At 70.2% G+C, this 23181-nt stretch carries 23 protein-coding genes; 12 read left to right on the forward strand and 11 right to left on the reverse strand.

Translation table 11 applies throughout. The features are described from left to right. Nucleotides 1–17 precede the first annotated feature (17 nt). Nucleotides 18–485 carry an SseB family protein gene (locus ACP4J3_RS35290; RefSeq protein ID WP_426540386.1) on the reverse strand — a complete coding sequence of 156 codons (468 nt, stop codon included), beginning with the start codon at nucleotides 483–485 and terminating at the stop codon, nucleotides 18–20. A 133-nt stretch (nucleotides 486–618) separates the two neighbouring features. Between ACP4J3_RS35290 and ACP4J3_RS35295 the strand changes: the two genes are divergently transcribed. The 3 genes from ACP4J3_RS35295 to ACP4J3_RS35305 all read left to right on the forward strand — a co-directional run bounded on the left by ACP4J3_RS35295 (nucleotide 619) and on the right by ACP4J3_RS35305 (nucleotide 4817). Next, nucleotides 619–1449, forward strand: a complete 831-nt coding sequence (locus ACP4J3_RS35295; protein ID WP_426540387.1) for an intradiol ring-cleavage dioxygenase — start codon at nucleotides 619–621, stop codon at nucleotides 1447–1449. A gap of 129 nt (nucleotides 1450–1578) precedes the next feature. Then, a complete protein-coding gene (locus tag ACP4J3_RS35300) occupies nucleotides 1579–3405 on the forward strand; it encodes an acyl-CoA dehydrogenase (RefSeq protein WP_426540388.1) in 1827 nt (608 codons plus the stop codon). A gap of 113 nt (nucleotides 3406–3518) precedes the next feature. Further along, entirely contained in the window at nucleotides 3519–4817 is a 1299-nt protein-coding gene (locus ACP4J3_RS35305; RefSeq protein ID WP_426540389.1) for a M18 family aminopeptidase, read from the forward strand. Nucleotides 4818–4826: 9 nt separating this feature from the next. Here the strand turns inward: ACP4J3_RS35305 and ACP4J3_RS35310 are convergent, their stop codons facing one another. Both ACP4J3_RS35310 and ACP4J3_RS35315 read right to left on the reverse strand, forming a co-directional pair. After that, entirely contained in the window at nucleotides 4827–5135 is a 309-nt protein-coding gene (locus tag ACP4J3_RS35310) for a hypothetical protein (protein ID WP_426540390.1), read from the reverse strand. Between the two features lie 76 nt (nucleotides 5136–5211). Continuing rightward, complete coding sequence (locus tag ACP4J3_RS35315; RefSeq protein WP_426540391.1) at nucleotides 5212–5598, reverse strand: cupin domain-containing protein; 387 nt, start codon at nucleotides 5596–5598, stop codon at nucleotides 5212–5214. 52 nt (nucleotides 5599–5650) lie between these two features. On the opposite strand from ACP4J3_RS35315, the gene ACP4J3_RS35320 reads away from it, so the two are divergent. Both ACP4J3_RS35320 and ACP4J3_RS35325 read left to right on the forward strand, forming a co-directional pair. Continuing rightward, a complete protein-coding gene (locus ACP4J3_RS35320; protein WP_426540392.1) occupies nucleotides 5651–6691 on the forward strand; it encodes a helix-turn-helix domain-containing protein in 1041 nt (346 codons plus the stop codon). Continuing rightward, on the forward strand, nucleotides 6651–7148 hold the full coding sequence (locus tag ACP4J3_RS35325; RefSeq protein WP_426540393.1) for an LURP-one-related/scramblase family protein: 498 nt from the start codon (nucleotides 6651–6653) through the stop codon (nucleotides 7146–7148). The genes ACP4J3_RS35320 and ACP4J3_RS35325 overlap by 41 nt, the downstream gene beginning before the upstream one ends. A gap of 23 nt (nucleotides 7149–7171) precedes the next feature. Here ACP4J3_RS35325 and ACP4J3_RS35330 read toward each other — a convergent pair whose 3' ends face one another. Then, nucleotides 7172–7969, reverse strand: coding sequence for a carbon-nitrogen family hydrolase (locus tag ACP4J3_RS35330; RefSeq protein WP_426540394.1), 798 nt, complete (start codon nucleotides 7967–7969; stop codon nucleotides 7172–7174). 179 nt (nucleotides 7970–8148) lie between these two features. Here ACP4J3_RS35330 and ACP4J3_RS35335 point away from each other — a divergent pair, with 179 nt between their 5' ends. After that, nucleotides 8149–8973, forward strand: coding sequence for a maleylpyruvate isomerase family mycothiol-dependent enzyme (locus tag ACP4J3_RS35335; RefSeq protein ID WP_426540395.1), 825 nt, complete (start codon nucleotides 8149–8151; stop codon nucleotides 8971–8973). A 137-nt stretch (nucleotides 8974–9110) separates the two neighbouring features. Here ACP4J3_RS35335 and ACP4J3_RS35340 read toward each other — a convergent pair whose 3' ends face one another. Then, nucleotides 9111–9794: a type III effector protein gene (locus ACP4J3_RS35340; RefSeq protein WP_426540396.1), complete on the reverse strand. Its 684-nt coding sequence runs from the start codon at nucleotides 9792–9794 to the stop codon at nucleotides 9111–9113. 130 nt (nucleotides 9795–9924) lie between these two features. Between ACP4J3_RS35340 and ACP4J3_RS35345 the strand changes: the two genes are divergently transcribed. From ACP4J3_RS35345 to ACP4J3_RS35360, 4 genes are all read left to right on the forward strand, one after another. Then, nucleotides 9925–10359, forward strand: a complete 435-nt coding sequence (locus ACP4J3_RS35345) for an Hsp20/alpha crystallin family protein (protein ID WP_426540397.1) — start codon at nucleotides 9925–9927, stop codon at nucleotides 10357–10359. A gap of 41 nt (nucleotides 10360–10400) precedes the next feature. Then, the gene (locus ACP4J3_RS35350) at nucleotides 10401–10796 is read left to right on the forward strand and encodes a DUF2267 domain-containing protein (protein ID WP_426540398.1); all 396 of its coding nucleotides are present in this window, start codon (nucleotides 10401–10403) and stop codon (nucleotides 10794–10796) included. Nucleotides 10797–10859: 63 nt separating this feature from the next. Continuing rightward, nucleotides 10860–11294: a DUF2267 domain-containing protein gene (locus ACP4J3_RS35355; RefSeq protein ID WP_426540399.1), complete on the forward strand. Its 435-nt coding sequence runs from the start codon at nucleotides 10860–10862 to the stop codon at nucleotides 11292–11294. Nucleotides 11295–11595: 301 nt separating this feature from the next. Continuing rightward, nucleotides 11596–12381: an SAM-dependent methyltransferase gene (locus ACP4J3_RS35360; RefSeq protein ID WP_426540400.1), complete on the forward strand. Its 786-nt coding sequence runs from the start codon at nucleotides 11596–11598 to the stop codon at nucleotides 12379–12381. A gap of 21 nt (nucleotides 12382–12402) precedes the next feature. On the opposite strand, the gene ACP4J3_RS35365 is transcribed toward ACP4J3_RS35360, so the two are convergent. Continuing rightward, complete coding sequence (locus ACP4J3_RS35365) at nucleotides 12403–13698, reverse strand: MFS transporter (RefSeq protein ID WP_426540401.1); 1296 nt, start codon at nucleotides 13696–13698, stop codon at nucleotides 12403–12405. Continuing rightward, the gene (locus ACP4J3_RS35370; RefSeq protein WP_426540402.1) at nucleotides 13695–14357 is read right to left on the reverse strand and encodes a GntR family transcriptional regulator; all 663 of its coding nucleotides are present in this window, start codon (nucleotides 14355–14357) and stop codon (nucleotides 13695–13697) included. Before ACP4J3_RS35370 ends, ACP4J3_RS35365 begins: the two co-directional genes overlap by 4 nt. A 270-nt stretch (nucleotides 14358–14627) precedes the next feature. Between ACP4J3_RS35370 and ACP4J3_RS35375 the strand changes: the two genes are divergently transcribed. After that, a complete protein-coding gene (locus tag ACP4J3_RS35375) occupies nucleotides 14628–15476 on the forward strand; it encodes a D-alanyl-D-alanine carboxypeptidase family protein (protein ID WP_426540442.1) in 849 nt (282 codons plus the stop codon). Between the two features lie 69 nt (nucleotides 15477–15545). Here ACP4J3_RS35375 and ACP4J3_RS35380 read toward each other — a convergent pair whose 3' ends face one another. From ACP4J3_RS35380 to ACP4J3_RS35395, 4 genes are all read right to left on the reverse strand, one after another. After that, on the reverse strand, nucleotides 15546–16940 hold the full coding sequence (locus ACP4J3_RS35380) for a dihydrolipoamide acetyltransferase family protein (protein WP_426540403.1): 1395 nt from the start codon (nucleotides 16938–16940) through the stop codon (nucleotides 15546–15548). A gap of 10 nt (nucleotides 16941–16950) precedes the next feature. Then, nucleotides 16951–17928 carry an alpha-ketoacid dehydrogenase subunit beta gene (locus tag ACP4J3_RS35385; protein ID WP_426540404.1) on the reverse strand — a complete coding sequence of 326 codons (978 nt, stop codon included), beginning with the start codon at nucleotides 17926–17928 and terminating at the stop codon, nucleotides 16951–16953. 1 nt (nucleotide 17929) lies between these two features. After that, nucleotides 17930–19111: a pyruvate dehydrogenase (acetyl-transferring) E1 component subunit alpha gene (pdhA, locus tag ACP4J3_RS35390; RefSeq protein ID WP_426540405.1), complete on the reverse strand. Its 1182-nt coding sequence runs from the start codon at nucleotides 19109–19111 to the stop codon at nucleotides 17930–17932. Nucleotides 19112–19534: 423 nt separating this feature from the next. After that, nucleotides 19535–21103: a protein kinase domain-containing protein gene (locus tag ACP4J3_RS35395; protein WP_426540406.1), complete on the reverse strand. Its 1569-nt coding sequence runs from the start codon at nucleotides 21101–21103 to the stop codon at nucleotides 19535–19537. 351 nt (nucleotides 21104–21454) lie between these two features. Here ACP4J3_RS35395 and ACP4J3_RS35400 point away from each other — a divergent pair, with 351 nt between their 5' ends. Beyond that, nucleotides 21455–23107: a protein kinase domain-containing protein gene (locus ACP4J3_RS35400; RefSeq protein WP_426540407.1), complete on the forward strand. Its 1653-nt coding sequence runs from the start codon at nucleotides 21455–21457 to the stop codon at nucleotides 23105–23107. Nucleotides 23108–23181: the final 74 nt, after the last annotated feature.

Genomic DNA, 23181 nt, shown 5'->3' on the forward strand with positions numbered 1-23181 from the left:
CGATCAAGGGGCACCTGTCAGCCGTACATCCGGCGCATAGCGAACTCGACCATCTGCTCCACGGCCTTCGCGTCGAACACCATGCGGTGCTCGCCCTCCATGTCGAGGACGAAGCCGTAGCCGGTCGGGAGCAGGTCGATCACCTCGGCGCCGGTGATGACGAAGTACTTGGACTCCTTGCCCGCGTACCGGCGCAGCTCCTTGAGCGAGGTGAACATCGGGATCACCGGCTGCTGGGTGTTGTGCAGGGCGAGGAAGCCGGGGTTGTCGCCGCGCGGGCAGTAGACCTTCGACGTGGCGAAGACCTGCTGGAAGTCCTCGGCGGACATCTGCCCGGTGGTGAAGGCCCGCACCGCGTCCGCGAGCGAGGGCGGGGACGGCTCGGGGTAGGCCGGCGCCTGCTGGCCGTATCCGCCCACACCGCCGGGCTGCTGCGGCGGGGCGTACTGCTGCTGTGCACCGACGTTCTGGTCGTAGCCGTACATGGGCGCAAGCGTACCGAGCGCGGCCGGGCGGGCGGGCCGGTACCGGGGCCATGCCGAACCGACAGCGACTTGACAGCGACTCGACAGTCCCATGCGCTGGTTTCGCACGGCGACCGCTCCTAGCGTCCTTCCCATGCACCGAGACCACACCGAAGAAGTCCACGAGCACGACCGCGGGCTCTCCTACGACCTGCCGGTCCTGGCCCGCCGCCGCATGATCCGGCTGATGGCCGGTGCGGGCCTGATCCCGCTGGTGGGCTGCACCTCGGGCAACGACACCGATGCGGCCGCCTCCCCCCAGGGCACCGCCACCTCGTCCGCCTCGTCCGCCGAGTGCGCGACCATCCCGGAGGAGACCGCGGGCCCCTTCCCCGGCGACGGGTCGAACGGCGTGAACGTCCTGAAGGAGAGCGGTGTCGTGCGCAGCGACATCACCTCCAGCTTCGGCGACTTTGCGGGCGGCACCGCCGAGGGCGTGCCCCTGACGGTCACGCTGACGGTCGTGGACGCCGCCTCCGGCTGCGGTACGCCGAAGAAGGGCGCCGCCGTGTACGTGTGGCACTGCGACCGGGAGGGCAACTACTCCCTGTACTCGGAGGGCGTCACCGACGAGAACTACCTGCGCGGGGTCCAGGAGACCGACGACAAGGGCCAGGCGACCTTCACCAGCGTCTTCCCCGGCTGCTACGCGGGGCGCTGGCCGCACATCCACTTCGAGGTCTACGACAGCCTCGCCGACGCCACCGCGGCGACGTCCATCACCAGCACCTCGCAGCTCGCCTTCCCGAAGGACGTCTGCGAGACGGTGTACGCCACGGACGGCTACGCCACGAGCGTGCGCAACCTGAGCAGCCTCTCCCTGGAGACCGACGGGGTCTTCAGCGACGGCCACGACCAGCAGATGGCGACGCTGAAGGGTGGCGTGGCGCAGGGGTACACGGCCACGCTGACGGTTCCGGTGTGACCCGTCACAGATGTCGGGATCGGGGTTGCATCTTATTACTCGCGGGTAGCATCATCGTAGCTACTTGTTGGTACGTGAACTAGCGCGAGGATCCAAGTGCCTCGCCGATCCCTCTACGGAGCCGTGACCATGGGGCACTACAAGTCGAATCTCCGCGACATCGAGTTCAACCTCTTCGAAGTACTCGGACGCGACAAGCTGTATGGCACGGGTCCGTTCGAGGAGATGGACACCGAGACCGCGAAGAGCATCCTGGAGGAGCTGACCCGCCTCTCCGAGAACGAGCTGGCGGAGTCCTTCACCGATGCCGACCGCAACCCGCCGGTCTTCGACCCGGAGACCAACACCGCGCCGGTCCCGGCCTCCTTCAAGAAGAGCTACAAGGCCTTCATGGACTCCGAGTACTGGCGGCTCGGCCTGTCCGAGGAGATCGGCGGCACCACCGCTCCCCCGTCCCTGATCTGGGCGTACGCGGAGCTGATCCTCGGCGCGAACCCGGCCGTGTGGATGTACTCCTCCGGCCCGGCGTTCGCCAACATCCTCTTCGAGGAGGGCAACGAGGAGCAGAAGAAGATCGCGAAGATCGCGGTCGAGAAGACCTGGGGCTCCACCATGGTGCTCACCGAGCCCGACGCCGGCTCGGACGTGGGCGCCGGGCGCACCAAGGCGGTCCAGCAGGAGGACGGCTCCTGGCACATCGAGGGCGTGAAGCGCTTCATCACCTCCGGTGAGCACGACATGGAGGAGAACATCCTTCACTACGTGCTGGCCAGGCCCGAGGGTGCCGGTCCGGGCACCAAGGGGCTGTCCCTCTTCCTCGTCCCGAAGTACCTCTTCGACTTCGAGACCGGCGAGCTGGGCGAGCGCAACGGCGTCTACGCCACCAACGTCGAGCACAAGATGGGCCTGAAGGCCTCCAACACCTGCGAGATGACCTTCGGCGACCGGCACCCCGCCAAGGGCTGGCTGATCGGCGACAAGCACGACGGCATCCGCCAGATGTTCCGGATCATCGAGTTCGCCCGGATGATGGTCGGCACGAAGGCCATCTCGACCCTGTCGACCGGTTACCTGAACGCGCTGGAGTACGCCAAGGAGCGCGTCCAGGGCCCGGACCTGGCGAACTTCATGGACAAGACCGCGCCCAAGGTCACCATCACCCACCACCCCGACGTACGCCGCTCGCTGATGACGCAGAAGGCGTACGCGGAGGGCATGCGCGCGCTGGTGCTGTACACGGCGTCGGTGCAGGACGCGATCGCGGTGAAGGAGGCGGCCGGCGAGGACGCCAAGTCCGAGCACGCGCTCAACGACCTGCTCCTGCCCATCGTCAAGGGCTACGGCTCCGAGAAGGGCTACGAGCAGCTCGCCCAGTCGCTGCAGACCTTCGGCGGCTCCGGCTTCCTGCAGGAGTACCCGATCGAGCAGTACATCCGCGACGCCAAGATCGACACCCTGTACGAGGGCACCACCGCGATCCAGGGCCAGGACTTCTTCTTCCGCAAGATCGTCCGCAACCAGGGCGCGGCCCTGAACTCCCTCGCCGAGGACATCAAGAAGTTCCTGGCGCTCGGTGAGGGCGGCGAGGAGCTGGACGCCGCCCGCGAGCACCTCGCGAAGGCCGCGGTCGAGCTGGAGGCCATCGTCGGTCTGATGCTGACCGACCTCGCGGCCACCGAGCAGGACGTCAAGAACATCTACAAGGTGGGCCTGAACACCACCCGCCTGCTGCTGGCCTCCGGTGACGTCGTCGTCGGCTACCTGCTGCTCAAGGGCGCCGCGATCGCCGCCGAGAAGCTTGCGACGGCGTCGAGCAAGGACAAGGCGTTCTACCAGGGCAAGATCGCGGCGGCGAAGTTCTTCGCGGCCAACGTCCTGCCGGGCGTCACCGGTGCGCGCAAGCTCGCCGAGGGCGTCGACCTGGACCTGATGGAACTGGACGAGGCGGCCTTCTAAACCCCTCTTTCGGCCAACCGTTCCGGTCACTCACGGACAATCCACATCGCCCTTACGAGGGCCCGCTCCCCTTCATCGGGAGCGGGCCCTCGTACGTCGTTAAGGTGAACCCCATGAGCGAACCCCCCCGCTTCGACCGCGGCCACACCGACGACCTCATGTCCTTCCTGGCGGCGAGCCCGTCGCCGTACCACGCCGTGGCGAACGCCGCCGAGAAGCTGGAGAAGGCCGGATTCAGGCAGGTCGCGGAGACGGACGCCTGGGACGGGACGAGCGGTGGCAAGTACGTGCTGCGCGGTGGCGCGATCGTGGCCTGGTACGTCCCCGAGGGCGCGGCGCCCCACACGCCGTTCCGGATCATCGGCGCGCACACCGACTCGCCCAATCTGCGGGTGAAGCCGCAGCCCGACCTCGGCGGGCACGGCTGGCGCCAGGTGGCCGTGGAGATCTACGGCGGACCGCTGCTCAACTCCTGGCTCGACCGCGACCTGGGGCTCGCCGGCCGGGTGACGCTGCGGGACGGCTCCTCGCGCCTGGTGAACGTCGACCGGCCCCTGCTGCGCGTCCCCCAGCTCGCCATCCACCTGGACCGCTCGGTGTCGGCGGAGGGGCTCAAGCTCGACAAGCAGCGCCATCTGCAGCCCGTCTGGGGCCTCGGCGGCGAGGTGCGCGACGGCGATCTGATCGCCTTCCTGGAGGAGACGGCCGGGCTGGCGGCGGGCGAGGTCACCGGCTGGGACCTGATGACCCACCCGGTCGAGGCGCCGGCGTACCTGGGCCGGGACAACGAGCTGCTCGCCGGTCCGCGCATGGACAACCTGCTGTCGGTCCACGCCGGCACGGCGGCGCTGGCCGCGGTGGCCGGCTCGGGCGCCGCACTGCCGTACATCCCGGTCCTGGCCGCCTTCGACCACGAGGAGAACGGCTCGCAGAGCGACACCGGCGCCGACGGGCCGCTGCTCGGCGGTGTCCTGGAGCGTTCGGTGTTCGCGCGCGGGGGGTCGTACGAGGACCGGGCACGTGCCTTCGCGGCCACGGTCTGCCTCTCCTCCGACACCGGCCACGCGGTCCACCCCAACTACGCCGAGCGCCACGACCCGACGCACCACCCGCGCGTCAACGGCGGGCCGATCCTCAAGGTCAACGTCAACAACCGCTACGCGACCGACGGTTCGGGCCGCGCGGTGTGGGCGGCGGCCTGCGAGAAGGCGGAAGTCCCCTTCCAGTCCTTCGTGTCGAACAACTCGATGCCCTGTGGCACGACGATCGGTCCCATCACCGCGGCCCGGCACGGCATCAAGACCGTCGACATCGGTGTGGCGATCCTGTCGATGCACAGCGCGCGGGAGCTGTGCGGCGCGGACGACCCCTGGCTGCTGGCGAACTCTCTGGTGGCGTTCCTGGAGGGGTGAGCGGCGACCTCAGGGGCGGGCCGCGTCGTCGGGCCCGCCCGGGAGGCGGTCGGCGATGGCCTGGACGGCGGCGAGGACGGTGGCGAAGCCGTTGCGCATCTCGGCTTCGAGGGCGCCGATCTTCTGGCCCTGCTCGATCTGCGTCTCCCGCAGGGCCATGATCAGCTGCCGCTGCGCCCGCTGCTCCGTCTTGAACTCCGCCACATCACGATCGTTTATGGCGACGACCGCCCGCGTCGTGGTGATCTGCTCGCGCAACGCGTCGAGCTCGGCCTCCAGCGCGTCCTGGCGGCGACGGAGTTCCTCGATCTCACTCATACGGCCTAGCGTACCTGGCCTGCGATTACGCAGAGTCGTTTCATCGTCACCCCCAGCTGTCCATCCCGGGGCAGCCCTAACGCAACGTGTGCCCCGTGGTCGCGTCCACATGGGCCGGCACCTCGTCGTGGCGGTCGCCGACGGTCAGGGTGCCGGTCGGTTCGATGACGAGGATGGCGGTGGGGGCGGGGGCGTACGGCTTGTGCTCCGTGCCGCGCGGGACCGTGAAGACCGAGCCCTTCGGCAGGACGACCGTGCGCTCGGCCCCCTTCTCCCGCAGGGCGATGTGCAGTTCGCCGTCCAGGACCAGGAAGAACTCGTCGGTGTGGTCGTGGACGTGCCAGACGTGCTCGCCTTCGACCTTGGCGACGCGGACGTCGTAGTCGTTGACGGCGGTCACGATGCGCGGGCTCCAGGTCTCCGTGAAGGAGGCGAGGGCCGCGGCGAGGGATATGGGTTCCATGCGCTCATCGTGCGGGGTGGTCCCGGTGTCGTACGAGTGCTAGGAATCGCATATGGCGCAAGGATCCTCTCAGCCGGTGCGAACCCATCGCGTGGCCGTGATCGTCGACGAGGGCACCAACCCGTTCGAGGTCGGCGTCGCCACCGAGCTGTTCGGGCTGCCGCGGCCGGAGCTCGGCCTGCCCAAGCCGCTGTACGAGGTGACGCTGTGCACGCCCACGCCCGAGGTCCGGATGAACCACGGGTTCTTCACGCTGACCGGCGTGCCCGGGCTGGACGCGGTCGACGCGGCGGACACCCTCGTCGTGCCCGGCCGCCCGGACAACGTCGTCCCGCGCGGGGCCGCCGTACTCGACGCCATACGGCGCACGCACGCGCGTGGAGCCCGCGTGATGAGCCTGTGCACCGGAAGCTTCGCGCTCGCCGAGGCCGGGCTGCTGGACGGCCGCCGGGCCACGACCCACTGGCGCTGGGCGGACGCCTTCCGCCGGCTGCATCCGAGGGTGCTGCTGGAACCGGACGTGCTGTTCGTCGACGAGGGCGACATCCTGACCGCCGCGGGCAGCGCCGCCGCGCTCGACCTGTGCCTGCATGTCGTACGGCGGGACCACGGCGCCGAGGTCGCCAATGCCGTCTCCCGGCGGCTGGTGTTCGCCGCGCACCGGGACGGCGGGCAGAAGCAGTTCGTGGAGCGGCCGGTGCCCGAGGTGCCGGACGAGTCGCTGGCCCCGCTGCTGGCGTGGGCGCAGCAGAAGCTGGGGGAGCCGCTGACGGTGGCCGACCTGGCGGCGCGGGCGGCGGTGTCGCCGGCCACTGTGCACCGGCGCTTCCGGGCGCAGCTCGGCACGACGCCGTGGGCCTGGCTGACGGGGGAGAGGGTGGCGCTCGCGTGCCGGCTGATCGAGCGCGGCGAGGAGCGCCTGGACGTGGTGGCCGCCCGCAGCGGACTCGGCACCGCGGCGAACCTACGCGCGCGCGTGCGGGACGTGACCGGGCTCAGCCCGTCGGCCTACAGACGGCGTTTCGGACCGGGCGGCGGGGAACCCCTCGTGCATGAGATTCCTCGTACGCGACCGGCTCCTCGGCTTCGGTGACGACTACTGGATCGAGGACGACCGGGGCAACAAGGTGTTCCTCGTCGACGGCAAGGCGATGCGGCTGCGGGACACCTTCGAGCTGAAGGACGCCCAGGGGCATGTCGTCATCGACATCCACCAGAAGATGTTCGCCCTGCGCGACACGATGGTGATCGAGCGGGGCGGCCGGCCGCTCGCCACGATCCGCCGCAAACGGCTGTCCCTGCTGCGCAACCACTACCGGGTCTCCCTGGCGGACGGCAGCACGGAACTCGACGTCAGCGGCAAGATCCTCGACCGGGAGTTCGCCATCGAGTACGACGGCGAGCTGCTGGCGGTGGTGTCCCGGCGCCGGCTGCACGTCCGGGAGACCTACGGCGTGGATGTCGTACGGGACGACGCGGACCCGGCGCTGCTGATCGCGGTGGCGGTGTGCGTGATCCACCTGGCGGAGAAGGAGCGCGGGGACGACTGAGGTCTGCGGGGTCCGTACGACCGTCAGCGACGCGGTGGCGCCAGCCCCAGCATCCGGTCCTTCAGCGCCGGGAACTGATCCCGTGTCACCGCGACCCTGCCCGGGTCGAACTCCACCGTGAGGACCTGCTCGCCCGCGCCGGCCTGCGCGAGCACCTCGCCCCAGGGATCGACCACGATCGAGTGACCGGCCTGCGGAACTCCGGCGTGCGTCCCGGCCGTTCCACAGGCGAGCACGAACGCCTGGTTCTCCACCGCCCGCGCCTGAGCCAGCAGCGTCCAGTGCGCCCGGCGGCGCTCCGGCCAACCCGCCGGGACGAGAAGGGTCTCGGCGCCGGCGTCGACGAGGCCGCGGAACAGCTCGGGGAAACGGAGGTCGTAGCAGGTGGCCACGCCCAGGACGGTCTCGGGGAGCCGGACCGTCACCAGTTCCTCGCCCGCGCCCATCAGCACCGCCTCGCCCTTGTCGAAGCCGAACCGATGGATCTTGCGGTACGCGGCGGCCAGATCACCGGAGGGGGAGAAGACGAGAGAGGTGTTGTAGAGCGGCCCTTCAGGGTCCCGCTCGGGGATCGAGCCCGCGTGCAGCCAGACGCCCGCGTCGCTCGCGGCCTTCGCCATCGCCTCGTACGTCGGCCCTTCGAGCGGCTCGGCCTCGCTGCCGAAGCCCTCGTAGGCGAACGCCCCGGTGGTCCACAGCTCCGGCAGCACGACGAGGTCGGCCGTCCCGGCCTGTTCCCGGACGAGAGAGGCTACGCGCGCTCTGCGCGATTCGACTGATTCGCCCTCATTGACGTCGATCTGGAGCAGAGAGGCGCGCACACTACCACCGTCCTGGCATTCGAGCCGTCGATACGGGCCTACGATCGTCACACGAAAGCACTGCCGGGGTGCCTCACAGCAGCGTAACTTAGCGTTCCAAGACACCCGCCGACAGCCACCTCCCACTGGCAACGCCGCCACAACCCGCCCGTGTACCGACCGCCGAGGGGTCCCGTTCCGTGAGTCTGCATCCCACCCTCCAGCCCTACGCCGACGCCTGGACCCACTCCATCGAAGCGATATCCGAGCTGGTGACGCCGCTGGTGGAGGGCGAGTGGAACCGGCGGACGCCGTGCCCGGGCTGGTCGGTCCGCGACGTCGTGTCTCATGTCATCGGCCTGGACTGCGAGATGCTCGGCGACCCGCGTCCCATCCACACCCTCCCGCGCGACCTCTTCCACGTCACGAACGACCACCAGCGCTACATGGAGATGCAGGTCGACGTCCGCCGCCACCACACGGCGCCGGAGATGACGTCCGAGCTGGAGTACACGATCATCCGCCGCAACCGCCAGTTGCGAAACGAGTCCCGCGACCCCGGCACGAAGGTGCGCGGCCCGCTCGGGGCGGAGCTCACCCTCGAGGAGTCGATGCGCTCTCACGCCTTCGACGTCTGGGTCCACGAACAGGACCTGCGCACCGCCCTCGGCCGCCCGGGCAACCTCGACTCCCCCGGCGCGCACGTGGCCCGTGACGTACTGCTGGCCGCCCTCCCCGAGATCGTCGCCACCAAGGCCGACGCCCCGCGCAGCTCGGCGATCGTCATCGACGTGCACGGACCGGTCGAGTTCCTGCGCACGATCCGCATCGACATCCAGGGCCGCGGCACCCTCGAGACGGCCCCCGCCCTCGGCCCCGCCGCCACCCTCACCCTCGACTGGGAGACCTACTTCCGCCTGGCCTGCGGCCGTGTCACAGCGGAATCGGTGGCGGACCGCCTGAAGACAGAGGGCGACCCGGCCCTGACCGCGGCGATCGTCCGCAACTTCACCGTGACGCAGTAGCCGACGAGGGCCGGTTCCCGCCGGGCCTCCCGTATGCCCTGGGTCCGGCCGTGCGGGCAGGGCGTGCCGTGCCCGCACGGTTCGGAAGCTGTGCCGCGACCGCGTCGTGAGTGATCCATGCCGGTCAGGGCGTCGGGTCACGCGCGGTTTCGGCGCTGGTCCCCGCTGTGCCGACGGAGCCGGTCGGTGTGGCGGGTGAGGTCATCGACGCGCGCGGCGAGGCCGGGGTGGTCGGATGCCAGGTGCGGGTGCGTGTCCGTCAGGGGGGCGACAAGGGCGGCCGGGTCGTCGTCGGCGAGGGCGGCGGCGAGTTCGGCGAGTGGGGTGTCGGCGGCGGCGGGGAGGTCGGTGAGCGCGGTGATCTGGCCGGCGAGCTGGCGCAGAGTGACGGCGTTGGCACGGGCCCAGGCGGTGACGGTGCGGTCGGCGGCGCGACGGTCGCGGGTGGCCCGCACCCGCTGCTCACCCGTGGATCCCGGGGTTCCGGGGCGTACACGCAGGTAGCGGCGCTCGGCGGCCTGGCGGCTTGAGACGCCGAGGGGGTGGGCGAGGTCGGCCCAGCTCGCGCCCGCCTCCCGCGCGGCTTCGATCAGGCCCGGTTCCCACTCGGCGAGTTGCTCGCGCGCTTCGCGCAGCAGCAGGAGCGCGGCGAGTGCCTGCTCGGAGGTGCTCTGGTCGGCCGCGGGGCGGATGGCGTCCGGCGTGGTCCGGGCGGTGTGCAGGGCCTCGTGGATCGTGTTCAGCGCCGCGGCGGCGGCGAGGAAGGACGCCGACGTGAGACCGCGGGCGTGGGAGGTGGGCGGCTGCTCGTCCCTGGTCATCGGGCCTCCATGGTTCTGTCATCACATCGACGACTTCCAACTTGTCATCACTTGGATGACATGTTACAACGATGGCAGGTGAACGCATTGGCAGCACAGTGCCTGACCTGAACGCTGGAGGTGTTCGACGATGTTGATGCGCACCGATCCTTTCCGCGAGCTCGACCGGCTCACCCAGCAGCTCCTCGGCACGACGGGGACCTGGTCGCGGCCGTCGCCGATGCCGATGGACGCCTACCGTGAGGGCGAGGAGTACGTCATCGCCTTCGACCTGCCCGGCGTCTCCACGGACGCGATCGACATCGACGTCGAGCGGAACATGCTGACCGTCAAGGCGGAGCGGCGGCCCGTCACCAAGGCGGACGACACACAGGTGGAGCTGTCCGAGCGGCCATTGGGCGCCTTCTCCCGCCAGGTCGTGCTGGCCGACACCCTGGACACCGAGCACATCAAGGCGGACTACGACGCGGGTGTGCTGACCCTGCGTATCCCGATCGCCGAGCGCGCCAAGCCCCGCAAGATCGCCATCGGTGGCGGATCCGCGCGCAAGGAGATCAGCGGCTGAGTCCCCTCCCAGCCGCGCCGCACGCAGGCACGGGGGTAGCGATGGTGATGCGATGGGACGCGTTCCTGGACCAGGTCAAGGAACGCGGTGAGTACAAGACCACCGAGGAAGCCGAGCGGGCGGCCCGCACGGTACTGGCGCTGCTGGGCGCTCATCTGGTGGGCGAGGTGAGGGCGGAACTGGCCGCCCGGCTGCCGGAGGATCTGGCACTCGTCCTGCTCAATCCGCTCCAGGCGCGCGAGCCGCTGTCCCCCGAGCGCTTCGTACGGGCCACGGCGGCCTGGATCGAGGGAGCCACCGAACAGACCGCGGCCTGGGACGTGGGCGCGGTGCTCAGCGTGGCCGCGGATGCGGCGGGCGGCGAACTCACCCGTCGCGTCCTGCTCCAGCTCCCGGCGGGCTACGACCTGCTGTTCGGCCACACCCAGCCCGTCTGACGCACTTCCGGCCCACAGCAGCCACATCTTTTCCGTCAGCAGAGAAAGGCAACCGCTTCAGCGATGATTCACCAGCAGCAGCCGTGCCGGTCCACCGCGGGCATGACGTTCGAGCGGATGCTGGAACAGGTGCGCTACGAAGGCGCCTACAGCACCCGCGCCCAGGCCGAGCAGGCCGTGCGCGCCGTGCTGGCGGCCTTCGGGCGCCAACTCACCGGCGAGGAGCGCGTGGAGCTTGCCGCCAGGCTGCCACACGAGGCCGCCGTCACCTTCTCCTCCCAGATCCCCGCCACCGAACCCCTCACCGGCTGGGGCTTCGTGAAGGACCTGGCGACCCGCACCAACGGCAGCCCGGCCACCACCCGCTGGGACACGGGCACCGTCCTGCGCGTCGTGGCCCACCTCGCCGGCGAGGAACTCCTCAGCCGCATCCTCGCCCAACTCCCCGCCGGCTACGCCCTGCTGTTCGGCCGCGCCGAACTCACCCGGGCCGCCTGACCACAGACAGACGGTGCACCTCAGCCCGTCCAGCGCCCGAGGAGCCAGCGGCCCACACCATCCCTAACCTCCACCAACCCACCCAAAGGGGGCCATCCCCCAACAGCCCCTCCTCAGCACCGGCCCGCACCACTCAGCCCGTCCGGCGTTTGAGGACAAGGCCCCTTAAGGGCCGGAGCGGGGTCTGGGGCGGCAGCCCCAGTGGGGTTGAAGGGGCGGAGCCCCTGAAGGATGGGACGGGTAGGGGCGGCGGGGGCGAAATCCGCTGTCGCCCGCCCCCACCCACCGCTAGCGTCCCGCCGTGACCGACACAGATACCGACACCCACACCCCGGCCGACAACCCCCCACGCCTCACCCGCCTCACCTTCCACGGCCCCCTCTCGGAGCCCCGCGCAACCACCCTCGTCCAGCGCCTCACCCGCACCGACCCCACCACCGTCCTCGACATCGGCTGCGGCTGGGGCGAGTTGATGCTCCGCATCCTGGCCGCCGCACCGAAGGCGACAGGCATCGGAATAGACCTCAACGCCGACGACCTCACCCGCGCCCGCCGCAACGCGGCGGACCGAGGACTGAAGGAAAGAGCCGAGTTCATCGAGGAGTCGGCCACCAAGACCTCCCGCGGCCCCGCCGACCTCGTCCTGTGCGTAGGCGCGAGCCAGGCCCTGGCCGCGACCGGCACGCCCGACCACACCGCCGAGGCCCTGAGCGAACTACGCCGCCTGGTCACCGACAACGGCCGCGTCCTGCTCGGCGAGGGCTTCTGGCAACGCCCCCCGACCCCCACCGAACTCTCCGGCATGTGGCCGCAGGCCGCCGCCACCGACCACCACGACCTCGCGACCCTCCTCGACCTCGCCGTCGCCGCCGGTTTCCGCCCGGAGTGGACCGAAACGGCGACCTTGGAGGAGTGGGAGGAGTTCGAGTCGGCGTACCAGGCGGACGTCGAGGTGTGGCTGGCCCGGAACCCCGCTCACCCCCTCGCCGCCGAGACCCGCGAACGCCTCGACCGCCACCGCGCCCAGTGGATGAGCTACCGCGGGGTGCTGGGCCTGGCGTACCTCACCCTCGTCCCGGCCCTGTAGCACCTCGAAGCCACCGCCGGCTCACGCGGGAACGTGCACCGTCTCCACCCGACTGGCGACCAGCCGTTCCCGCTCCCTGCGCGCCGCCCGCTTCCGCAGCCGCAGGATCTGGCTGACCCCGAGCGCCTGGAGGACGAACACCGCCGAGAAGGCGATGGTGTAGTCGTCGCCGGTCGCGTCCAGCAGCACACCGACCGCGAGCAGCGTCGTCATCGAGGCGACGAAACCGCCCATGTTGGTGATCCCGGACGCCGTCCCCTGACGCTCCGGCGGGTTCGCCGGCCGCGCGAAGTCGAAGCCGAGCATCGAGGCCGGCCCGCACGCCCCGAGCACCGCGCACAGCACGATCAGCAGCCACATCGGCGCCGTCTCACCGGGCCAGGCCAGCGTCGTCGCCCACAGCACAGCCGTGGCCGCGACGGTGCCGAGCGCCAGCGGCAGCCGCGCCTCGTGGTGCCGGGCGACGATCTGGCCGTAGACCAGGCCCACCACCATGTTGGACAGCACGACGAGGGTGAGCAGTTCACCGGCCGCCGCCACCGACAGCCCCTGCGCCTGGACCAGGAACGGCAGTCCCCACAGCAGCAGGAACACCATCGCCGGGAACTGCGTCGTGAAGTGCACCCACAGCCCCAGCCGCGTGCCGGGCTCCCGCCAGGACGCGGCGATCTGGCGTCGTACGTAGGCCGCGCCCTGATGCGGCAGCGGCGCCGGCTCGTGTCCCTCGGGGTGGTCCTTCAGGAACAGCAGCACCAGTACGAGTACGACGGCACCCGCGCCCGCGCTGCCCGCGAACGCCGCCGTCCAGCCCACCCCGTGCAGCAGCCGCGCCAGCACCAGCGTGGAGACGAGGTTGCCCGCCATGCCCACCAGGCCGGCGAACTGGGCGATCAGCGGGCCGCGCCGGGCCGGGAACCAGCGGGTGCCCAGCCGCAGCACGCTGATGAACGTCATCGCGTCGCCGCAGCCCAGCAGCGCGCGCGAGGCGAGGGCGGTGCCGTACGACGGCGAGAAGGCGAAGCCGAGTTGGCCGATCGTGAACAGCACCACGCCCAGGGTCAGCACCGTTTTGGTGCCGAGCCGGTCGACGAGCAGACCGACGGGTATCTGCATGCCCGCGTACACGAGCAGTTGGAGGATCGAGAACGTCGACAGGGCCGAGGCGCCCACGTCGAAGCGGTCGGCGGCGTCGAGGCCGGCGACCCCCAGCGACGTACGGAAGATGACGGCGACGAAGTAGACCGAGACGCCTATGCCCCAGACGGCGACGGCGCGGCGGCCGCCCGGGGGGTCGCCGGGCAGTGCGGCGGACCTCATCGCTCCTCACCCCGCGCGAGGTGCGAGAACCAGTCGATGTGCCGGTGGACAAGGCCGACGGCCGCGTCGGCGTCCCCGGAGCGCAGGGCCTCAAGGATCTCCTCGTGCTCGGCGAGGGTCTTGGCGATGCGGTCGGGGTGGGAGTGCAGGACGGCGACGCCCATGCGCAGTTGCCGGTCGCGCAGTTGGTCGTAGAGCCGCGAGAGGATCTCGTTGCCGCCGCTGCGGACGATCTCGGCGTGAAAGCAGCGGTCGGTGACGGCGGCCCCGGCGAGGTCGCCGGCGGCGGCCTGGGCCTTCTGCCGGTCGAGCAATTCCTGAAGGCGCTCGATGAGTCCGGGGGGCGCGGGTACGGCCTTGCGCGCCGCGTGCTCCTCGACGAGCAGACGCGTCTCTACGACGTCCTTGATCTCCTGCGCGGAGACCGGCAGGACCAGTGCGCCCTTCTTCGGGTAGAGCTTGATCAGCCCCTCGACCTCCAGGCGCAGCAGCGCCTCGCGCACCGGGGTGCGCGAGACCCCGACGGCCTCGGCCAGCTCGCCCTCGGTGAGCAGCGTCCCACCTTCGTAACGGCGGTCCAGGACACCCTGTTTGACGTGGGTGTAGACACGGTCGGCGGCGGGGGGCTGCTTGACGGGGGCGGGTGGTGCGGAAGGCATGCGCACATCATAGATACAACACGTACGCATGCCGGGAATCCGTCCACGATGCGGACCACTCCGGGATCCTCCGGAATCCTCACGCAAAGAAGCGACATTCACTCCAGCCGCCGCACAACCTTCTGTGCTAATTACGTGTCACACACGTGCGGCCCGACCTTCTTCCCCTCCAATTCGGCCGCACTTTCGGGGTATTTCGACGTAATCGGGGTATTTCAGTTGATAACCGCCACCAAGGGTCTGAGCATCCGCAGGGCAGCCGCCGTCGCCATGACCACCGGCGCCGTGTTCGCCACCGGAGCCCTCACCGCGGCACCCGCGCAGGCTGTGACGGCGCCCAGCATCACCGCCAAGGGCGGGTATCTGATGAACGGTGCCAACGGCAAGACCCTGTTCACCAAGGCCGCGGACACCAAGAGGCTCACCGCCTCCACCACCAAGATCATGACCGCCAAGGTGGTGCTCTCGCAGCCGAACCTGAACCTGAACACCAAGGTGACGATCAGGAAGGAGGTCAGCGACTACATCGTCTCCAAGGGCGCCTCGTCGGCCCGGCTCATCGTCGGCGACAAGGTCACCGTCCGGCAGCTTCTCTACGGGATGATGCTGCCGTCCGGCTGTGACGCCGCGATGACCCTCGCCGACAAGTTCGGTTCCGGCTCCACGGTCAAGGCCCGCACCAAGAACTTCATCGGCAAGATGAACGCCATGGCCAAGAGCCTGGGCATGACCAACACGCACTTCGACTCGTTCGACGGCATAAGCAATGGCTCCAACTACTCGACGCCGCGCGACCTGACGAAGCTGGCGCGCAGCGCGATGAAGAGCGGCACGTTCAAGGCCGTCGTCAAGACCAAGGCGTACACGGCCAAGACCATCACGAAGACCGGCGCCACCCGCACCATGGCGACCTGGAAGAACACCAACACGCTGCTCGGCTGGAACGGCACGCTGGGCATCAAGACCGGCTCCGGCAGCCAGGCCAAGTACTGCCTCGTCTTCGCCGCCACGAAGAACGGCGAGTCGGTCATGGGCGCGGTCCTCACCTCCCCCTCGGAGGCGAACCGCACCTCCGACGTGAAGAAGCTGGTCAACTACGGCTACGCCCGGATCAGCTGACGCCCGTCCGCGTCGAAGCCGAGGGGCGGCCACTCGACAGTGGCCGCCCCTTTCGCCGTCACCCGTGGCTCACGCCCAGGTGATCAACCGCTTCGGCTGCTCCAGGATCGCGGCCACGTCGGCGAGCACCTTGGAGCCCAGTTCCCCGTCGACGAGGCGGTGGTCGAAGCTGAGCGCCAGCGTGGTGACCTGACGTGGCTTCACCTTGCCCTTGTGGACCCACGGCTGGAGCTTGATCGCGCCGACCGCGAGGATCGCGGACTCGCCGGGGTTGAGGATCGGGGTGCCGGTGTCGACGCCGAAGACGCCGACGTTGGTGATGGTGACCGTGCCGCCCTGCATCGCGGCGGGGGTGGTCCTGCCCTCCCGCGCCGTCGACACCAGCTCGCCGAGCGCCTCCGCCAGTTGCGGGAGGGTCTTGGCGTGGGCGTCCTTGATGTTCGGCACGATCAGGCCGCGCGGGGTCGCCGCCGCGATGCCCAGGTTGACGTAGTGCTTGTGCACGATCTCCTGGTTGGCCTCGTCCCAGGACGCGTTGACGTCCGGGTTGCGCTTGATGGCGACCAGCAGGGCCTTGGCGATGAGCAGCAGGGGGTTCACGCGCAGGCCCGCGAACTCCTTGTCCTCCTTGAGCTCCTCGACCAGCTTCATCGTGCGCGTCACGTCGACCGTCACGAACTCCGTGACATGCGGCGCGGTGAACGCCGAGCCGACCATCGCGGCCGCCGTCGCCTTGCGGACGCCCTTGACCGGGGTACGGGTCTCCCGGGCCGTGTCGTACGTGACCACCGGCGCCGGGGCGGCGACCGGGGCGGCCTGCGGTTCCGGCTCGGCGGCCGGGGCCGGCGGGGCCACCGCCGCGTGCACGTCCTCGCGCGTGATGATGCCGTCGGGGCCGGTCGGCGTCACCGTGGCCAGGTCGACGCCCAGGTCCTTGGCCAGCTTGCGCACCGGCGGCTTGGCCAGCGGCCGCGGCGGCGTCTCCGGCTGCGCGGGACCATGGCCGTTCAGCTCGGACTGCAGGGCCTGGGCCGCGGGCTCCTGGCGCGCGCCCTCGGCCCCCTTGCGCGGGCGGCGCTTGGTCGAGGTCTGGGCCACGCCGTAGCCGACCAGCACCGGCTGGCGGCCCGAGCCCTCCGGCGCCGGCTCCTCCGCCGGGGCCTGCGGCTGTGCGGCGGGTGCCTCGGCGGCGGGCACCGCCGCGCCCGAGACGTCCACGGCGATGATCGCCGTGCCGACGTCCACCGTCGTGCCCTCGGCGAAGTGCAGCTCACGGACCACCCCGTCGTACGGGATGGGCAGTTCCACGGCCGCCTTGGCCGTCTCGACCTCGCACACCACCTGGCCGTCGGTGACCGTGTCGCCCGGCTGGACGTACCACTTGAGGATCTCCGCCTCGGTGAGTCCCTCGCCCACGTCGGGCATCTTGAACTCACGCACGGACGCTTCAGTCATCGTCGTCACGACCCTCTCCTCAGTACGCCAGGGCACGGTCGACGGCGTCCAGCACCCGGTCCAGGCCCGGCAGGTACTCCTCCTCCAGACGCGCCGGCGGATACGGGGCGTGATAGCCGCCCACCCGCAGCACCGGGGCCTCCAGGTGGTAGAAGCAGCGCTCCGTGATCCGGGCGGCGATCTCCGCGCCCGAGCCGAAGAACACCGGCGCCTCGTGGACCACGACCAGCCGGCGGGTCTTCTCGACGGAGGCCTGGATGGAGTCGAAGTCGAGCGGGGAGACCGAGCGCAGGTCCAGGACCTCCAGGCCGCGGCCCTCCTCGGCGGCCGCGGCGGCGGCCTCCTGGCAGAGCTTCACCATCGGGCCGTACGCGGCCAGCGTCAGGTCGGCGCCCTCACGGACGACCCGCGCCTTGTGCAGCGGGCCCGGGATCGCCTCCGTGTTCACCTCGGCCTTGTCCCAGTAGCGCCGCTTCGGCTCGAAGAAGATCACCGGGTCGTCGCTCTGGATGGCCTGCTGCATCATCCAGTACGCGTCCGACGCGTTGGACGGCGAGACGATCTTCAGGCCCGCCACGTGCGCGAACAGGGCCTCCGGCGACTCCGAGTGGTGCTCGACCGCGCCGATGCCGCCGCCGTAGGGGATGCGGACGACGACCGGGAGCTTGACCTTGCCCAGTGAGCGGGCGTGCATCTTCGCGAGCTGCGTGACGATCTGGTCGTACGCCGGGAAGACGAAGCCGTCGAACTGGATCTCCACGACCGGGCGGTAGCCGCGCAGGGCGAGACCGATCGCGGTGCCGACGATGCCCGACTCGGCGAGCGGGGTGTCGATGACGCGGCTGTCGCCGAAGTCCTTCTGCAGGCCGTCGGTGACCCGGAAGACACCGCCGAGCTTGCCGACGTCCTCGCCCATGATGACGACCTTGGGGTCCGCGTCCAGGGCGCGGCGCAGCGACTCGTTGATCGCCTTGGCGAGAGCCATCTTCTCCGCCATCTCAGTGACCCCCCTCTACGTCCGCGAACGACGCCTGGTAGGCGGCGAACTGGGCGCGCTCCTCGTCGACGAGCGCATGCCCGTCCGCGTACACGTTCTCGAAGATGGCGAAGTGGTCCGGGTCCGGCATGGCGCGGACCGCCTCGCGCACTCGTTTGCCCAACGCCTCGCTCTCGCCTTCCAGTTCCGCGAAAAATCCCTCGTCCGCGTGGTTTGAGGCCTCGAGGTGGCGGCGAAGGCGCAGGATCGGGTCCTTCGCCTCCCAGGCCTGGCGCTCCTCGTCGCCCCGGTAGCGGGTGGGGTCGTCGGAGGTGGTGTGGGCACCCATGCGGTACGTGTACGCCTCGACCAGCGTCGGCCCCTCGCCGCCGCGGGCACGCTCCAGCGCCCACTTCGTCACGGCGAGGCAGGCCAGGACGTCGTTGCCGTCGACGCGGACGCCGGGGAAGCCGAAGCCCTGCGCGCGCTGGTAGAGCGGCACCCGGGTCTGCTTCTCGGTCGGCTCGGAGATCGCCCACTGGTTGTTCTGGCAGAAGAACACCACGGGGGCGTTGTAGACCGCGGAGAACGTGAAGGACTCGGCCACGTCACCCTGGCTGCTCGCGCCGTCGCCGAAGTAGGCGACGACCGCGCTGTCGGCGCCGTCCTTGGCGATGCCCATGGCGTAGCCCGTGGCGTGCAGCGTCTGGGAGCCGATGACGATCGTGTAGAGCTGGAAGTTGTTGCTGTTGGGGTCCCAGCCGCCGTTGTTCACGCCGCGGAACATGCCGAGCAGGTTCGTCGGGTCGACCCCGCGACACCAGGCGACGCCGTGCTCGCGGTAGGTCGGGAAGACGTAGTCGTCCTCGCGGGTGGCCCGTCCGGAGCCGATCTGGGCGGCCTCCTGGCCGAGCAGCGACGCCCACAGGCCCAGCTCGCCCTGGCGCTGCAGGGAGGTCGCCTCGGCGTCGAAGCGTCGGGTGAGCACCATGTCGCGGTAGAGGCCGCGGAGCTCTTCGGGGGTGATGCCGGCGACGTACTTGTCGTACTCGGCGTTCTTGACGCGCTTGCCCTCGGGCGTCAGCAACTGCACCAGCTCGGGGTCGGCGCCCTGCGATTTCCTTGCGGTTGTGGTCTTGCCGGCCGTGCTCTTGGTACCGGCGCTGCGTCGCGGCTTTCGCGCGGCAGTGCTCTCCACGGTCACGTGTGCTCCTCCGTCGGTCCGGCTACCCGGGTTCGCCGGGTGCCAGTGCGGCTCACCTGAAGCCCTACGGACGCACAGGGTGGGTGCGGCTCGTTGGGGGACAGGCGTGACAGGTGCCCCGGCGAGCGCCCTGCAAAAAGCACGTTACCCAGTGCTCCACATTTCTGTGAAACCCCTCCTGACCTGCGATTTTGCTTGGATATCCAAGTAAATCGCGAAAGTCGGGAACAACTCCTGGTCACAGCCTTGCAGGGGGCCGGAACAACGGCACGTTATATCGGTGACCCAGGTCACGGGAAGAGCCGCCGGGAGGAGATCGACCGAAAGGAAGATCAAAGGAAGATCAAATACACGCGCGCGTGGAGCCCGTTTCCGGGCCACACGCGCGCGTAAGGAGGTGCTTGCGGTTTCAACCGAGGGTGGTCAGCCTCCGGTGACGCCGCCGTCCGTCGGCGCCGTCGGGGCGGACGTCGGCGCGGTGGGCTCCTCCGTCGGCTCCTCGGTGGGTTCCTCGGTGGGCTCCTCCGTCGGCTGCTGGCTGTTGGTCGGCTGCTCGGTCGGCTGCTGCGTGGGCTGCTCGGTGGGCGTGTACGTGGGCTGCTCGGTCGGCGTGTAGTCCGGGTCGCCGCCCGTGCCGCCGCCGTCCTCGGTGACCTCGTCCGTCGGCTCCTCGGTCGGCTCGTCCGTGGGCTCGTCGGTCGTCTTTTCCTGGTCGCTGCTCTGCGACGCGGTCGGCGTCGGCTTGACGTCGCCTCCCGGCTCCTTCTTGTCGCCGCCGTTCATCGCCAGCGCGACGCCCGCCGCGATGGCGATCACCGCGAGGACGGCGAGGATCCACAGCTTGCCGCGACCGCCGCCGCCCTTGTTGCCGTGCCCCTCGAAGCCGCCGTCGTCACCGCCCCCGTACCGGTTGGGCAGGATCGGCTGCGGGATCTGCGCCGTACCGGCACCCGAGTCGCCGGGGTGCCCCATGACGGTCGTGTGCGCGAAGCCGGCCGCCGGGGTGTGCCGGCCGTCGTGCACGGCCACCGGGCCGGTGTTCCAGGTGCCGGTGTGGCCGCCCTGGTCGTACAGCATCTGCAGGCCGTACTGGACGAGCCCGCGCATCTCCTCGGCCGTCTGGAAGCGGTCGTCGGGCTCCTTGGCGAGCGAGCGCATGACCAGGCCGTCGAGCTCGGGCGGCGTGGCGTCGGAGACCTCGGAGGGCGGGGTCGGGATGTCCTGGACGTGCTGGTAGACCACCGACAGCGGGGTCTCGCCGGTGAACGGCGGCCGCAGCGCGAGGAGTTCGTAGAGCAGACAGCCGGTCGCGTACAGGTCGGAGCGGTGGTCGACCGCCTTGCCGAGCGCCTGCTCGGGCGACAGGTACTGCGGCGTGCCCATGACCATGCCGGTCTGCGTCATCGTCGACTGCGCGCCGTGCAGGGCGCGTGCGATGCCGAAGTCCATCACCTTCACGGCGCCGTTGTTGGTGATGATGACGTTGGCGGGCTTGATGTCGCGGTGCACGATGCCGTGCTGGTGCGAATAGGCGAGCGCCTCCAGGACGCCGGAGACGATGATCAGCGCCTGCTCGGGGCCGGGTGCCTCGGCGTTGATCAGGAGGTCGCGGATGGTCCGCCCCTCGACGATCTCCATGACGATGTACGGCACGCTCTGGCCGCCCACGACGTCCTCGCCGGAGTCGTACACGGCGACGATCGCGTGATGGTTGAGGCCGGCCACCGACTGGGCCTCGCGCGTGAAGCGGGCCTTGGACACCGGGTCCTCGGCGAGGTCCGAGCGCAGCAGCTTGACCGCCACGGTGCGGCCGAGACGCACGTCCTCGGCCGCGAACACCTCGGCCATGCCGCCCCGGCCGAGTCTGCGGGTCAGCCTGTAACGGCCGTCCCCGACAAGTCCGCCATTACCCCACATTTCCGGCGCGTCTGACATACCGCCGCCAGCCGCCTCGGGGTCGGACGGGCCCTGAGCGCGCTGCTGCTGTGCCATCAGTCCTCGCCGTCGTTTCTGCCCGCGGTGCGCGCGGTGTTGTTACGGTCTCCGTCGGCCACGCTACAGCCTCCGCGCAAGCCGTCGGTCCGAGAAGGTCGCACCAATCGGACGGAGACGGACCGGCCATGAAACCGGCACCCGTCCACTCGTGCAAATTCTGTGCACCGACGGTACGACCGCTGTAACGCTTCCGCGACGCCGCCTTCGCGTACGGTCACGGAACGGGCACCGCGCTTGACCTGTCAGTGCCGTGGGGCAGACTTGGCCGGGAATAGCACATTGGATCACTCGGGATCACTCGATCCACGGGCAATCGCAGGCGCCCGAGAGGCACGGGGGACGCAGAACATGAGCCAGGACGGCGCACAGGGCGGTACCGGGGGGCGGGCGCTGGCCGGCGGCCGCTATCAGTTGCGCGACTTGCTCGGGCAGGGCGGCATGGCCTCCGTGCACCTCGCCTACGACTCCGTGCTCGACCGGCAGGTCGCGGTCAAGACGCTGCACACCGAGCTCGGCCGCGAGCAGGCCTTCCGCGAGCGCTTCCGCCGCGAGGCCCAGGCCGTGGCCAAACTCACGCACACCAATATCGTCTCGGTCTTCGACACCGGCGAGGACACCGTCGACGACATGACGACGCCGTACATCGTCATGGAGTACATCGAGGGCCGCCCGCTCAGCTCCGTCTTCGACGAGGACGTACGGCAGTTGGGCGCGATGCCCGCCGACAAGGCGCTGAAGATCACCGCGGATGTGCTGGCCGCGCTGGAGATCAGCCATGAGATGGGGCTGGTCCACCGGGACATCAAGCCGGGCAACGTGATGCTGAACAAGCGTGGCGTGGTCAAGGTGATGGACTTCGGCATCGCGCGCGCCATGCAGTCCGGTGTGACGTCGATGACACAGACCGGCATGGTGGTCGGCACCCCGCAGTACCTCTCGCCCGAGCAGGCGCTCGGCCGTTCCGTGGACGCCCGCTCCGACCTCTACTCGGTCGGCATCATGCTGTTCCAACTCGTCACCGGGCGGCTGCCGTTCGACGCCGACTCGCCGCTGGCGATCGCGTACGCGCATGTGCAGGAGGAGCCGGTCGCCCCGTCCTCGATCAACCGGGCGCTGCCGCCGGCCGTGGACGCGCTGGTGTCCCGCGCCCTGAAGAAGAACCCGAACGAACGCTTCCCGAGCGCCGAGTCCATGCGCGACGAGTGCCTGCGCGTGGCCGCCTCCTTCCAGGCGACCCCGCCGAGCATCGTGCCGGGCGCGCAGACGCAGAGCGGCCAGGGCGTCGGCGCCTCGGTGTTCCCGCCGGTCGGCCAGACCCCGCCGCCCGGGGGCCCCGTCCAGACGCCGTACCAGCAGACCCCGGCGCCGAATCCGAGTCCGAATCCGAATCCGTACGGCACCCCGCCGCCATCGGCCCCCTCCCCGTCGTACGGCTATCCGCAGCAGCCCGGCTACCAGACCCCCCAGCCGGCGGCCTACTCCCCGCAGCCGGGCCACCCGACGCCGCCCCCGTACACCATCTCGCCCCAGCCGCAGCCCGCTTCGGGCGGGGGCAAATCCAACAGGCCCGTCGTCGTCGGCTCGATCGTGGTGTCCATCGTCGCGGTGGTCGGCCTGATCGTGGCGCTGGTGCTGAACAACGGCGGCTCCAAGGGCAACGAGGGCGCGGGCGGCTCGACCGCGACGCCCTCGGTGACGAAGAAGGCGGGCTACCGCGAGGGCGACAGTTCGAGGACGGTCGAGACGTCGGAGTGCACCGAGCCGTCGGAGTCGTACCGGGACCCCGACAAGGTGCGGGTGCCGGACTTCACGTACAAGTACTGGCCGTCGGTCGTCGAGTGCCTCGACGCGGCGGAGTGGGAGTACAAGAAGGTCGACGTCGAAGAGAACACGTACGGCCAGGGCACCATCCTGCGGCAGTCGCCGAAGGCGGGTGAGGACATCGACCCGGAGGACCCGCCGACGCTCACGTTCGAGGTGTCGACGGGCAACCCGGAGTGACGTCTGCGGCGTGAGAGGGCTCGGCGGCACCGGGCTCGCGAAGGGCCCGGCAGCCTGTGCTGCCGGGCCCTTCG

The sequence above is a fragment of the Streptomyces sp. UG1 genome (assembly GCF_049974585.1).
In the GTDB taxonomy this organism is placed as follows: Bacteria; Actinomycetota; Actinomycetes; order Streptomycetales; family Streptomycetaceae; genus Streptomyces.

Bases quoted from the DNA above. Each gene is read 5' to 3' on its own strand.
- ACP4J3_RS35290 (WP_426540386.1), bottom strand. From the start codon at position 485: ATGTACGGCTACGACCAGAACGTCGGTGCACAGCAGCAGTACGCCCCG.
- ACP4J3_RS35295 (WP_426540387.1), top strand. From the start codon at position 619: ATGCACCGAGACCACACCGAAGAAGTCCACGAGCACGACCGCGGGCTC.
- ACP4J3_RS35300 (WP_426540388.1), top strand. From the start codon at position 1,579: ATGGGGCACTACAAGTCGAATCTCCGCGACATCGAGTTCAACCTCTTC.
- ACP4J3_RS35305 (WP_426540389.1), top strand. From the start codon at position 3,519: ATGAGCGAACCCCCCCGCTTCGACCGCGGCCACACCGACGACCTCATG.
- ACP4J3_RS35310 (WP_426540390.1), bottom strand. From the start codon at position 5,135: ATGAGTGAGATCGAGGAACTCCGTCGCCGCCAGGACGCGCTGGAGGCC.
- ACP4J3_RS35315 (WP_426540391.1), bottom strand. From the start codon at position 5,598: ATGGAACCCATATCCCTCGCCGCGGCCCTCGCCTCCTTCACGGAGACC.
- ACP4J3_RS35320 (WP_426540392.1), top strand. From the start codon at position 5,651: ATGGCGCAAGGATCCTCTCAGCCGGTGCGAACCCATCGCGTGGCCGTG.
- ACP4J3_RS35325 (WP_426540393.1), top strand. From the start codon at position 6,651: ATGAGATTCCTCGTACGCGACCGGCTCCTCGGCTTCGGTGACGACTAC.
- ACP4J3_RS35340 (WP_426540396.1), bottom strand. From the start codon at position 9,794: ATGACCAGGGACGAGCAGCCGCCCACCTCCCACGCCCGCGGTCTCACG.
- ACP4J3_RS35345 (WP_426540397.1), top strand. From the start codon at position 9,925: ATGTTGATGCGCACCGATCCTTTCCGCGAGCTCGACCGGCTCACCCAG.
- ACP4J3_RS35350 (WP_426540398.1), top strand. From the start codon at position 10,401: ATGGTGATGCGATGGGACGCGTTCCTGGACCAGGTCAAGGAACGCGGT.
- ACP4J3_RS35355 (WP_426540399.1), top strand. From the start codon at position 10,860: ATGATTCACCAGCAGCAGCCGTGCCGGTCCACCGCGGGCATGACGTTC.
- ACP4J3_RS35365 (WP_426540401.1), bottom strand. From the start codon at position 13,698: ATGAGGTCCGCCGCACTGCCCGGCGACCCCCCGGGCGGCCGCCGCGCC.
- ACP4J3_RS35370 (WP_426540402.1), bottom strand. From the start codon at position 14,357: ATGCCTTCCGCACCACCCGCCCCCGTCAAGCAGCCCCCCGCCGCCGAC.
- ACP4J3_RS35375 (WP_426540442.1), top strand. From the start codon at position 14,628: ATGACCACCGGCGCCGTGTTCGCCACCGGAGCCCTCACCGCGGCACCC.
- ACP4J3_RS35385 (WP_426540404.1), bottom strand. From the start codon at position 17,928: ATGGCGGAGAAGATGGCTCTCGCCAAGGCGATCAACGAGTCGCTGCGC.
- ACP4J3_RS35395 (WP_426540406.1), bottom strand. From the start codon at position 21,103: ATGGCACAGCAGCAGCGCGCTCAGGGCCCGTCCGACCCCGAGGCGGCT.
- ACP4J3_RS35400 (WP_426540407.1), top strand. From the start codon at position 21,455: ATGAGCCAGGACGGCGCACAGGGCGGTACCGGGGGGCGGGCGCTGGCC.